The organism is Ochrobactrum sp. SFR4, from assembly GCF_019730395.1.
Taxonomy (GTDB): Bacteria; Pseudomonadota; Alphaproteobacteria; order Rhizobiales; family Rhizobiaceae; genus Pseudochrobactrum.
On record NZ_JAAPBB010000001.1, the window covers coordinates 365,896 to 377,718 of the forward strand.

The 11,823-nt window shown below is 52.7% G+C and carries 12 protein-coding genes; 1 reads left to right on the top strand and 11 read right to left on the bottom strand.

The genetic code is table 11. The features are described 5' to 3' along the window. Window positions 1-62: 62 nt before the first annotated feature. Entirely contained in the window at window positions 63-275 is a 213-nt protein-coding gene (locus HBA93_RS01525; protein WP_221722088.1) for a hypothetical protein, read from the bottom strand. A 169-nt stretch (window positions 276-444) separates the two neighbouring features. Continuing rightward, on the bottom strand, window positions 445-4,197 hold the full coding sequence (gene metH, locus HBA93_RS01530) for a methionine synthase (RefSeq protein ID WP_221722089.1): 3,753 nt from the start codon (window positions 4,195-4,197) through the stop codon (window positions 445-447). A 334-nt stretch (window positions 4,198-4,531) separates the two neighbouring features. Between metH and HBA93_RS01535 the strand changes: the two genes are divergently transcribed. Next, complete coding sequence (locus HBA93_RS01535; protein WP_121991942.1) at window positions 4,532-5,014, top strand: BA14K family protein; 483 nt, start codon at window positions 4,532-4,534, stop codon at window positions 5,012-5,014. Window positions 5,015-5,141: 127 nt separating this feature from the next. Here the strand turns inward: HBA93_RS01535 and HBA93_RS01540 are convergent, their stop codons facing one another. The 9 genes from HBA93_RS01540 to HBA93_RS01580 form a co-directional block, all read right to left on the bottom strand. Further along, entirely contained in the window at window positions 5,142-5,387 is a 246-nt protein-coding gene (locus HBA93_RS01540; RefSeq protein ID WP_022710731.1) for a hypothetical protein, read from the bottom strand. 174 nt (window positions 5,388-5,561) lie between these two features. Continuing rightward, complete coding sequence (locus HBA93_RS01545; protein ID WP_121991943.1) at window positions 5,562-5,855, bottom strand: Dabb family protein; 294 nt, start codon at window positions 5,853-5,855, stop codon at window positions 5,562-5,564. Between the two features lie 94 nt (window positions 5,856-5,949). Beyond that, window positions 5,950-6,297, bottom strand: a complete 348-nt coding sequence (locus tag HBA93_RS01550; RefSeq protein ID WP_121991944.1) for a 2Fe-2S iron-sulfur cluster-binding protein — start codon at window positions 6,295-6,297, stop codon at window positions 5,950-5,952. A gap of 254 nt (window positions 6,298-6,551) precedes the next feature. Further along, entirely contained in the window at window positions 6,552-7,094 is a 543-nt protein-coding gene (locus HBA93_RS01555; protein WP_221722090.1) for a DUF934 domain-containing protein, read from the bottom strand. Next, entirely contained in the window at window positions 7,091-7,840 is a 750-nt protein-coding gene (locus HBA93_RS01560; RefSeq protein ID WP_221722091.1) for a phosphoadenylyl-sulfate reductase, read from the bottom strand. The genes HBA93_RS01555 and HBA93_RS01560 overlap by 4 nt, the downstream gene beginning before the upstream one ends. Continuing rightward, the gene (locus tag HBA93_RS01565; protein WP_221722092.1) at window positions 7,830-9,500 is read right to left on the bottom strand and encodes a nitrite/sulfite reductase; all 1,671 of its coding nucleotides are present in this window, start codon (window positions 9,498-9,500) and stop codon (window positions 7,830-7,832) included. Before HBA93_RS01565 ends, HBA93_RS01560 begins: the two co-directional genes overlap by 11 nt. Before the next feature lie 28 nt (window positions 9,501-9,528). Continuing rightward, entirely contained in the window at window positions 9,529-9,828 is a 300-nt protein-coding gene (locus tag HBA93_RS01570) for a DUF2849 domain-containing protein (protein ID WP_221722093.1), read from the bottom strand. Beyond that, window positions 9,828-11,306, bottom strand: a complete 1,479-nt coding sequence (gene cysG, locus HBA93_RS01575) for a siroheme synthase CysG (protein WP_221722094.1) — start codon at window positions 11,304-11,306, stop codon at window positions 9,828-9,830. Before cysG ends, HBA93_RS01570 begins: the two co-directional genes overlap by 1 nt. Before the next feature lie 125 nt (window positions 11,307-11,431). Beyond that, a complete protein-coding gene (locus tag HBA93_RS01580; RefSeq protein WP_221722095.1) occupies window positions 11,432-11,803 on the bottom strand; it encodes a YraN family protein in 372 nt (123 codons plus the stop codon). Window positions 11,804-11,823 lie beyond the last annotated feature (20 nt).

Genomic DNA, 11,823 nt, shown 5'->3' on the forward strand with positions numbered 1-11,823 from the left:
ACCTGAATATGCAAGTCGCGGAATTTACCGGACAAACAGCCGGTAAATTCACAATTCCAATATTATTTTTTTACCTGCTTAGATGCTGTTTTCTTTTTAGCAGACTGGGTTGCTGAAACAGCTTTTTTGCCTTTGACAATTTTTCCAGCAGCCGTTTTCTGAGCAACAGACTTCTGCACATGCGCTGACACAGAGGCACTGGCAACAGGTGCAGCCTGTGCAACAACCGGAGCAATCATACCAAGGGCCGCAATTGCAATAATGAAACGTTTCATAAAAATCACCTTTTATAAATATTAAATTCCACCACAATTCATTCTCTGTAAAAAAGCAATGAAATGCTTTGAAAAAATATATCCGAATACATGAATGGAAAATGAACAAAATATTCTTATATTTTTATTTAACGCCTTGAATAAATTACTTTATTCAAGGCGTTAAATATTATTCCGGAATATAATTCAATATAGGACCAAGCCAGCGCTCGACATCTGCAACCGGCATAGTCTTACGACCTGCATAATCCTCCACCTGATCACGCTCAACCTTGGCCACACCGAAATAATAACTGTCCGGATGCGAGAGATAGAGGCCGGAAACCGAAGAACCCGGCCACATCGCATAGCTTTCCGTCAGTTCCACACCTGTGGTTGCCGTGGCATCCAGCAGGCGGAACAAAGTCGTCTTTTCCGTATGATCAGGTTGTGCCGGATAGCCTGGTGCCGGACGGATACCCGCATAAGGTTCACCGACAAGCTGATCGGGCGTAAAGGTCTCATCCTTCGCATAGCCCCAGAATTCTTTACGCACCCGCTCATGCATCGCCTCAGCAAAAGCTTCAGCAAAACGGTCGGCCAGCGCTTTAACCAGAATGGAGGAGTAATCGTCATTGGCGCGTTCAAAGCGCTCGGCAATCGCCACTTCCTCAATACCGGCAGTGACAACAAAACCACCGATATAATCCGCCTTGCCGCTATCCTTAGGCGCCACGAAATCCGATAGCGCCACATTCGGACGGCCGTCGCGTTTCGATAGCTGCTGACGCAGGGTGTAGAACGTATCCGTATGCTCGAGACGGGTTTCATCCTTATAAAGATGAATATCATCGCCCGTCACATTGGCCGGCCAGAAGCCGATGACCGCACGCGGTGCAAACCATTTCTCGTCAATGATCTTCTTCAGCATGGCTTGCGCATCTTCATAAAGCTGACGCGCGGCAGGACCTTGTTTTTCATCATCGAGAATGGCTGGGAACCGGCCTTTCAGTTCCCATGTCTGGAAGAACGGCGTCCAGTCAATATAGCGCGCCAGTTCTTGCAGATCATAGGTTTCAAAGACTTTGGTACCGAGGAAAGACGGCTTCGGCGGAGTATAGTTTTCCCAATCCAGTTTTTCGCTATTTTCACGGGCGCGCGCTAGCGGCAGGCGTTTTTTCTCCGCCTCGCTCCGTTCATGGGCAGCCGTGACCTTGGCGTATTCCGCGCGAATATCGGCAACATAGCCGTCTTTCTGCTCCGGCGATAGCAGCTGTGACACAACACCAACGGCGCGGCTGGCATCCAGCACATAGACGGTCTGGCCACGCTGATATTTCGGATGGATTTTCACCGCAGTATGCACACGGCTGGTCGTAGCGCCGCCAATCAGCAATGGCAGGTCAAAGCCCTCGCGCTCCATCTCTGCGGCCACATGCACCATCTCATCCAGCGACGGTGTGATAAGACCGGACAGACCGATAATGTCCACCTTCTCGTCTTTTGCCACCTGCAGGATTTTCGCGGCTGGCACCATCACACCGAGATCGATGATTTCATAATTGTTGCAGGCCAGCACAACACCGACAATATTCTTGCCGATATCATGCACGTCGCCCTTCACGGTCGCCATCAGAATTTTACCGGCACTCTGGCGCTCTTCCCCGCCATTCTGCGCCTTTTCTTCTTCCATATAAGGCAGCAGAACCGCCACAGCCTGTTTCATCACGCGGGCAGATTTCACCACCTGCGGCAGGAACATTTTGCCTGAACCGAACAGATCACCCACCACATTCATACCGGCCATCAACGGGCCTTCAATCACATGCAGCGGACGCTCGGCGCTCTGGCGTGCTTCTTCCGTATCGGCCTCAATATATTCGGTGATACCGTTGACCAGCGCATGTTCAATACGCTTCTCAACGCTCCACTCACGCCAGCTGAGATCTTTCTCTTTGGCTTCTTTACCGGCAGTGCCGCGAAAACGCTCGGCAATTTCCAATAGGCGTTCGGTCGCATCCTCACGACGGTTCAGCACCACATCTTCGCAGGCTTCACGCAATTCCGGATCAATGGATTCATAAACCGCCAGCTGCCCTGCATTGACGATCCCCATATCCATACCAACCTGAATGGCATGATAAAGAAACACCGCATGCATCGCCTCGCGTACCGGCTCATTACCGCGGAACGAGAAGGACAGGTTGGAAACACCGCCGGAAATATGCACATGCGGCAGGGTTTCAATGATATCCTTGGTCGCATCAATGAAATCATTACCGTAATTATTATGCTCTTCGATCCCTGTCGCCACGGCAAACACGTTCGGATCGAAGATGATATCTTCCGGCGGGAAACCGACCTGCTCGGTCAGAATTTTATAGGCGCGGGTACAAATCTCAACTTTGCGTTCTTTAGTATCCGCCTGTCCCACCTCGTCAAAAGCCATCACCACCACGGCAGCACCATAGGCACGCACCAGCTTGGCATGATGAATAAAGGCTTCTTCGCCCTCTTTCATTGAGATGGAATTGACCAGCGGCTTGCCCTGCACGCATTTCAGACCGGCCTCAATCACATCCCATTTGGAACTGTCAATCATCACCGGCACACGGGCAATATCCGGCTCGGCAGCAACCAGATTGAGATAATCCACCATCACCTTCTGGCTGTCGATCAGACCTTCATCCATATTGATGTCGATGATCTGTGCGCCATTATTCACCTGATCGCGGGCAACATCGAGCGCCGTAGTGTAATCACCGGCGGTAATCAGCTTTTTGAAACGCGCAGAACCCGTGACATTGGTACGCTCGCCGACATTCACAAACGGAATATCCTTGGTCAGCGTAAACGGCTCAAGACCACTCAAACGCATCAGTGGTGCCAGTTTCACCGGCTTGCGCGGTTCGTATTTGCCTGTGGCTTCAGCAATAGCGGTAATATGTTCCGGCGTAGAACCGCAGCAGCCGCCTACCACATTGACCAGGCCTTCACGCGCAAAATCTTCCATCTGCGCGGCCATCACCTCCGGCGTCTCATCATAACGACCGAATTCATTCGGCAGGCCGGCATTCGGATAGGCGCAGACAAAAGTATCGGCAACACCTGAAATTTCCGCCAGATGCGCGCGCATGGCATTGGCACCCAGCGCACAATTGAGACCGATTGTGAACGGGCGCGCATGGCGCAGCGAATACCAGAAAGCTGTTGGCGTCTGACCGGAAAGTGTGCGGCCGGAGAGATCAGTAATCGTACCAGAAATCATCAGCGGCAAACGGATGCCTTTTTCCGCAAAAACCTGTTCGCAGGCAAAGACCGCAGCCTTGGCATTGAGCGTATCGAAGATGGTTTCGATCAGAATAATATCCGAACCACCATCAACCAGACCATTGATCTGCTCGGCATAGGCAATGCGCAGATCATCAAATGTCACGGCGCGGAAACCCGGATTATTCACATCCGGCGACAGGGAAGCCGTACGGTTTGTTGGCCCCAAAGCTCCGGCAACAAAACGGCGACGGCCATCCTTTTGTTGTGCACGCAGAGCGGCACGGCGGGCAAGTCGTGCACCATCGCGGTTCAGATCATAAACCGCCTCTTCCATGCTGTAATCGGCCTGCGCGATAGAGGTGGAAGAGAATGTATTGGTTTCGAGAATATCCGCTCCGGCCATCGCATAGGCATAATGAATTTCTTCAATTGCCTGTGGCTGGGTCAGGGTCAGAAGGTCATTATTGCCCTGCAAATGGCACTCACAAGCGGCGAAGCGCTCACCACGGAAATGCTCTTCATGGAAACCCAGCCCCTGAATCTGTGTGCCCATCGCGCCGTCAAGAATTAGGATGCGTTCACGGGCAGCTTTCTGCAAAGCGGCAAGCACTTCCGAACCATCCGGCTTTGCAGCGACGGGGCCAAACAGATCATCCAGTGAAGTGCTCATTATATTTCCTGCCTGTTACTCAAATAGTTTTGAGTTGATGACATAAACATATCTTTATGTCAAATACACAATCCCTCTATTCCTGCTTTCAACTGCTCACCGAACGCGCCATTGTCGTTATGATTTGTGAAATCACCGGCATAAATTCGCCGCAGTTTTTCCGTGGCTTCAGCGTATATTGGAAAAAGCAAATTCCGGTTTGTATCGCAGGAATAATTACAGTCATGCAGCGTTCATCTCTCAGAGAGTACCATGCCCGATGCGCCGGATAAGCATATGCCATGAAACGCTGACAGAAGTTTATTGAGTGCGCCTTCATTGAGGAGAAACAGAAATGAGAAGACTGCTTTCTTATTTTACTGCGGCGCTGACAGCGCTGACCATGAGCATTTTGTCTTTCGGCACTGTAGCGCAAGCGCAGCCGGTTGCAGCCGCTCATAGTGCTGTGTTGCAGGATATGACCGCAGCAAAACAAGGCCTGAGCCGGAATGTTCAATATTATCCGGAGCGCCGCGAATATCGCGAAAGACGGCATTATGATCGCCGTTACGACCGTCGCTATGATCGGCGTTATGACCGGCCGCGCCACTGGAACCGTCCGCACTACCGGCCGTATTACAGACCTTATTATCAGCCGCAGTTCCGCTATTATCGTCCGGCACCGCCGCGTTATTACCGTCCGGCACCGGTTTACCGCTCCGGCCGTAATGCCCACATCAACTGGTGCTACAACCGTTACCGGTCTTACCGCGCATCGGACAATACGTTCCAGCCGAATTACGGTCCGCGCCGACAGTGCTACTCCCCTTATATCTGAGCAAGCCCTGCTGACAGAAACAAAAACGCCGCCTGTTTCAGGCGGCGTTTTATTAGATACCGTACGCCCTATTGTGCGCACAAAACCCGCTCTGACATTTTAAAATCAGAGCAGAATAATCAGCTGATCAGGTAACATAAGAGCCGATTGAAGCCGCAACGAGACCGATCGCCACAGCAATCAATGCGCCATAAACACGCGGCTTATCCAGCAAAACAGCGAATGCTGAAAACCATGCGACGATTGCCGCACCGAGTGCAAACAAGAAGCCGGGCTTGTCATAAACTACAAGATTTACGGTTATCAGGGCACCAATAATCAGCGCGCCGAAAACGATCATCATGCCCATGGCATATTTTTCATAATCGTCCATATGCATTTCCTATGTACCAGCCCGTGCGGGCTTAAAGCAGATTTAAACACAGCCTGCAGTGCAATAACCGCCAGCTTGTTATCATTTCAAAGCCAGACAATCACTTTTAACGTGAATCTTCAACCGCAGATCGCCATGAATATCAGCAATCGCACTGCTTTTCAGGGGATTATTTCAGGCAATGGTTGATGTGAAATCAGCTGAATAGCGCATTTCGCGCAACGGGCGCACGGCCTGTGTCGTCGCATCATAGGTCGGATGCGCTTTAAAGGCGGCCAGTGCAGCTTCGTCACGGAACTCGCCATAAACAACCAGATCAATCCGGTCACACATCGGATCAACTTTGCTGTTCGCCACAACTTCAAAACATTCGGAATGGGGAATCGTCGCCAGAGCCCGTAAACGGCGACATACATCCTCCACGTCCTGATCTTCTTTGACGCTGAAAAATACAATATGCCGTATCACGAGTGTTTCCTAACCAGCCGGTTGATATGAAGAATGGTTATCTATCATATGGGCGCCGGAAAAGTCATCTTCAATTCAATGTGAAAATTGGGCATTAAGCCGCTTCACGGTCTGCTTCAGTACCCGGAGCAAGCCGGACTTCAAGCCCGTTCAGATCCTGCGTCATAATAATCTGGCAGGAAAGCCGCGAATTATCCTCGACATGGAAGGTCTGGTCGAGCTGATCCAGTTCTTCATCCTGCGGATCATAGAGCTTACCCGCCCATTCCGGTGTCACATAGACATGACAGGTGCCGCAGGCACAGGCACCACCGCATTCCGCTTTAATATTCAGCCCCCAGTCACGGATAACCTCCATAACGCGAAAGCCCTCGAGAGCCTCAAGCGTATGGCGCTCGCCTTTTTGGTCGGTAACATGAATGAGAAGCGTATCAGAACTCACAACAATGCCTTTTGAGTAGCGCAGACGTGGGGTGATATTAGAGCGTTTCCAGCTAATACTGAATCATTAGAAATGCTCTATCTCTTTGTTTTTACGCGCATCTTGTTCCGAAAACCGCTTCGCACTTTTCGGGATGCGCTTTATGGTAGATAATGTTTTCGGCACATAAAACAAGCTTTATTCCTGTTTCCCGATGCCGATGCCGTGATTTGGCACAATCTCCCACCATTCAGGCCGGAAGACCAACCAGCCGTTTAGAACCCCTGTCGTCGCCGCCAGCTATAGCCTGCCAGTCCCTGCTCCGCACCATGAATACCACCGGCAACAGGCTGATAATACAGACCGGCATCATGCAATTCGCCAGCCAGCAGACGCCGCAAAGTCCGCGCATCACTAATCTGCAAAGTATCAAAACCAGCGCGCAGCATAGCGCCGATCTGATCAATATGAACGGCACCTGATGCCCTGATCTCACCGGAAAATCCGTAATGGGTGCGAAGCCGTGCAGCCTTGGAAAAAGACCGTCCGTCGTTGAAAGCCGGAAAATCCAGCACCAGAATATCAATATGTGCCAGATCATCCAGCAAAGTGTCGAGCGCCTCACCGGCTTCAACCCGCACACCGATACGGATACTTTTGCGCAGACGGTTTGGCTGTGTGTTCAGCTCTGACCAAAGGGCGAGCGATAAAAGCACAGCTGTATGATCCGTAATTTCCTCAAGCGTCTCAATCGCGACAAATTCATCCCCGGTCAGGCCGTTGCGTGACCAGACGACAGGCAATGCAACATCCGTCATGCATCTGCTCCCTTTGTTTTATCCTTATGCAAATGCTGTTCGAGACCACCCAGATGAATACCGCATTCGGTTTTACCCGAACCGGACCAACGTCCTGCCCGCTGATCTTCATCATCACTGACCGGCCGCGTGCATGGCATACAACCAATAGAGCGGTAACCCTGCTCCACCAGCGGATGCGACGGCAGATGATGCGCCTCGCGATAGGTTTTCAGCTGTTCTGCATTCCAGTCTTTGAGAGGATTGATGCGGATATGCTGCCCCACAACCTCGAAAGCGGGCAGACTGTTACGCGTAGCCGCCTGAAATTGCTTGCGCCCCGTGAACCATGCCTGAAATGGTGCGATGCCCTGTGCAAGCGGCTGGACTTTGCGTAAATCGCAACAACGGTCTTTGTCTGTCAGGCACAGAGCGCTCAGCGGATCATGGGTTTTCAAAGCACTCGCGTCCGGCAGAAGATCGCGGACATCTGTCAGCCCCAGTTCCTGCACCAGTTGCGCCTGATAGCGCAATGTTGCCGGAAAATGCTTATTGGTTTGCAAAAACAAAATCGGCAGAGACGGCTGCACCTGCGCAATCAGATGCAGCAAAATTGCAGAATCCGCACCGAAAGAGGATACCGCAGCCAGCCCTGCGCCAAATTCCTGCACACTGGCAGCAATAATATCCTCAGCCGGAGCCTCACCATAAAGATGATTGAGATGCTGAACCCTGTCCGCAACCCGTTGATGCGTATCAGGCTGCATGGGCAGCCTCCCCGTAAAGTGCGGTTTTAAACGGCTGCGCCCCTAAGCGTCGATAGGTTTCGAGAAAACTTTCCTGAGGTGCACTGCGGATATTCAGATAGGTATTGACCACCGTCTCAATAGCATCCACCACGTCTTCAGAAGAAAAACCACGACCAGTAATGTCACCGATAGATGTCTGTTCATCGCCGGAACCGCCGAGCGTGATCTGGTACAGTTCCTCGCCCTTTTTCTCCACACCGAGAATCCCGATATGCCCGACATGGTGATGGCCACAGGCATTGATGCAGCCGGAAATTTTGATCTTCAGATCACCGATTTCTTCCTGCCGCGCCTGCGAACCGAAACGCTCGGAAATACGTTGCGCCACAGGGATGGAACGGGCATTGGCCAGCGCGCAATAATCGAGCCCCGGGCAGGCAATAATATCGGTAATCAGCCCTGCATTGGCTGTGGCAAGACCGGCCTGCTGCAATTGCGCATAAAGCACAGGCAAATCGGCCAGCGCCACATGCGGCAGCACCAGATTTTGCTCATGACTGACACGGATTTCACTTTGCGAAAAGCGCTCAGCCAGATCGGCCACAATATCCATCTGATCGGCTGACGCATCCCCCGGAATTTCCCCGATGGCTTTGAGCGAGATTGTCACCACACCATAATCAGGGTGTTTATGTGATGTCACATTGCGGGAAAACCACGAAGCAAAAGCCGCATCATTTTTACGTGTGGCAGCCACAAGCCCGTGTCCCTCTGCCCGTTCCGGCAATAAGGGGGCTGCAAAATAGGTATTGATGGCTGCAATATCCGTTTCCGGCAGTTTCAGATCACTGTCTTTAATCACCTGCCATTCGGCTTCAATCTGTGCCTGCAAATCCTCCAGTCCGGTTTCATGAACGAGGATTTTGATACGGGCCTTATATTTATTATCACGGCGGCCATGGAGATTATAAACCCGCACAATAGCGGTAATATAGGTTAGCAAATCCGCTTCCGGCAGAAAATCCCGCACCTTCTTGGCGATCATCGGCGTGCGCCCCTGCCCGCCGCCGATATAGACCGCAAAGCCACGCTGCCCTTGTTCGCTCTCTTTCAAATGCAACCCGATATCATGCACCTGAATGGCTGCACGATCTGCCTCTGCACCAGTTACCGCGATTTTGAATTTGCGCGGCAGATAGGAAAATTCCGGATGCAGTGACGACCATTGCCGCAAAATCTCGGCATAAGGGCGCGGATCGGCCACTTCATCCCGTGCCGCTCCGGCAAAATGATCGGCTGTCACATTGCGGATGCAATTGCCGGAGGTCTGGATGGCATGCATCTCCACCTCGGCCAGTTCTTCCAGAATGGCAGGAATATCGGTGAGCTTCGGCCAGTTGAACTGCAAGTTCTGCCGCGTTGTGAAATGCCCGTAACCACGGTCATAGACACGGGCAATATGCGCCAGCTTACGCATCTGACGCGAGGATAAAGTGCCGTAAGGAATAGCAATACGCAGCATATAGGCATGGAGTTGCAGATAGACGCCGTTCATCAGCCGCAGCGGCTTGAAGTGATCTTCGCTCAGCTCGCCGCTTAAACGACGTGCCACCTGATCGCGAAACTGCTCCACACGGGCGAAAACAAATTCGCGGTCAAACTCATCATACCGGTACATTTAACCCTCTCCCAACGCGCATTAAAACTCAACCGGCGACCGAATGCAGCCGTACCACAGGGGTGATCGTGGGGCCTGACAGGCGGATGCGCTCGCGCAGACGAACCGGAAACAGTTCGACACCACGCTCCTCGACCTCAATCAGATTGATATCCACCACCTCATCAAAACGGCTGGCCAGCTGACCGGCAGCTTCCAGTGCCGCAACCGCCTCGGGATGACGTGCCAGCAATGCACCGCGTATGGAGCTGGCCCAGTGGCCGTCCGCAGCAAGCCAGACCGAAACACCGTCGCTCAGACGATTGGCACTCAGGACTTTGACTGTCATTATGCTTTCTCCTTTTCACCGGCCTGCAAGATATGCAGCTCCGATGTGCTTATCAGTTGCTGCGCAAACGGGCGGGCACCTTCAAGCGAGGCACCGGCGACCGCATCACCGATGATCACCATCACCGGTCCTTGCAGCTCATTATGATTTTCCAGTTGAGCCAGATCTTTTAAGAGGCCATGCAGCATTACGCGCTCTATGCGTCCGGCATTTTCCACCACGGCGACCGCCGTATCCTCATGCAGACCGGCAGCGATCAGGCGACTTGCAACCGATGCAGCAACGCTTGCGCCCATATAAACGGCAATGGTCGCGCCGCTGAGCGCAAGCCGCGCCCAATCCGGCAGGATGTCCCCCGTCATATCGTGACCGGTGGTGAAAATCAGGGAGGATGCAACACCACGCAATGTCAAAGGCAACTGCATATCAGCGGCAGCTGCAATAGCTGAGGTAATACCGGGCACAATCTCGAAACTGACACCGGCTGCACGCAACGCCGCCATTTCTTCACCGGCACGGCCAAAAACCAGCGGATCACCGGATTTGAGCCGCACCACGCGCTGCCCGTCTTGAGCAAGCTCAACAAGCAACTGGTTGATTTCATCCTGACTTTTGCTGTGGCAGCCTTTGCGTTTTCCCACCGGAACACGCACCGCATCGCGCCTGCCCATGGCAACCACGCTCTCCGGCACCAGCGCATCGTAGAGGATCACATCTGCCTGCATCAGCACACGCTGGGCACGCAAGGTCAATAGGTCTTCAGCCCCTGGCCCTGCCCCGACCAGCCAGACATAACCGGAAGGGATATTCACCTCAGTCAGAGCCTGATCAGCCAGTTCCCGCGCAAGGTTCAGATCACCGCGCTCAACTGCTCGTGCCACTGCACCATTGAAGAACACATCCCAAAACTGGCGTCGCGTGACGCCTTTAGGCAGCGTGCTTTCCACCTTGTGGCGATAGTCAGCTGCCAGTTGTGCCAGCGCTCCGGTTTGCGGAGATAAAGCGGCACCGATTTCGCGACGCAGTTTCTGCGCCAATACCGGTCCTGCGCCTTCCGTGCCGATTGCTACGGCCACCGGCGCATGTGCCACCAGTGCCGGTGTGAAAAAATCGCAGAGATGCGGCCTGTCGACCACATTGACCGGAATATGCCGCGCTCTTATCTCATCAGCGATTTTTGCGTCCTGTGCGGCATCACCCGTCGCCACAAAAGCCAGTTTCACCTGAGAGAAATCATTGTCCTGCAAAATACCGGTACGTAAATGATAGCCACCATCCAGCACGAACTGCACCAGATCAGGCTCCGGCGTCTCACCTTCCGGCACAACAATGCGGATTTGAGCTGTGGTTTCAGCAATCAGGCGTGCCTTGTTCAGCGCTTCTTCCCCACCGCCGACAATCAGCACTGCCGCGCTGTCCACACGGAAGAAAGCCGGAAAAGCCGTTAATCTGGTTGGGTGAGCCGTCACAATCAGCACCTTTCAAAGGGTGGTTAAAGATTGTGCCGAGTATCGCGTATTCTGCGACCACTTATAAGCAACAGGCTTGTGCGCTTGCCCGCTGCGCCGCATCGCTTTTTCGCGTTTTGCAAATTTCGTGAAATTTAGTTCCGGAAACTGACAGCCGCCGGAATATGCACCGGCCAGCGGCGCGGCAGCACCGCGATAAGATCAAAGCGCAGAGAAAGCCTGTCATAATCCGGCTGACGGGCAAGCCAATGATCGGCAGCGGATTCAATCCGGTACAGATTCATAGTACTGACAGCTTCCATTGCCGCTTCAACGGAAGTACGCGCTTTAACCTCAACGATCAGTACAAGAGTGCCACGTCTGGCAATCAGATCAATCTCGCCAAAGCGGGTTTTATAGCGCCGCTCGACAATACGAAAACCTTTAAGCATCAGAGCAAAAGCGGCCAGCCGCTCCGCCCGTATTCCGCGAGAAAATGCCTGCTGCTTCGCTTTGTTTTTGCGCATGTCTTCTCCCCAAAACCGCT